General features: G+C 44.5%; 1 protein-coding gene. It reads left to right on the top strand.

Features of this window, described 5'->3' with window-relative positions:
• On the top strand, positions 1 to 510 hold a 510-nt coding region (locus R7Z49_RS27770; RefSeq protein WP_318112876.1), incomplete at both ends, for a histidine kinase sensor domain-containing protein.

The following is a 510-nucleotide window of genomic DNA, read 5'->3' as shown; positions in this document are numbered from 1 at the left end:
AACGCGCAGCAGTTCTATTTGTTTGTACTGAACGAGCAACTTCAACCAGTGACGCATCGTCTCATGCATCCACATTTTGAATTCAAGCTCCAATTCAAACGCAGCATTGATGATCAATTGGAAGACAAAGTGAATCGACCAATCATCAGCATTCCATTGGTTCAGCAGCACAACTTAGTCATTCAACTGCCACATCGCTTACATCCTGCGAATGACTTCATACTGTACTTTTCCATTATCAAAGTGGTGATTGCCGCCGTGATTTTGGCTTTGTTCTCGCTTTTAATGGCTCGCAACTTACAGCAACCGTTGGACAGACTCAGAGAGGCGAGCAAGAAGCTTTCTAACGGCGATTTTAATGTCAGTGTTGTGCAGGAGCTAAAGTCCAACACGCGAGAATTTAATGAACTCGCGCAAGATTTTGACCACATGACGAAAGAGATTCACTCGCTAGCGGAGAAGCAACGTCTTTTGATTCGCGATGTGTCCCATGAACTAAGAACGCCTCTT

The organism is Vibrio sp. 1562, assembly GCF_033340155.1.
GTDB classification, from domain to species: domain Bacteria; phylum Pseudomonadota; class Gammaproteobacteria; order Enterobacterales; family Vibrionaceae; genus Vibrio; species Vibrio alginolyticus.
Note: the sequence above shows the minus strand (reverse complement) of the source record. Positions and strands in the feature narration are given on the sequence as shown.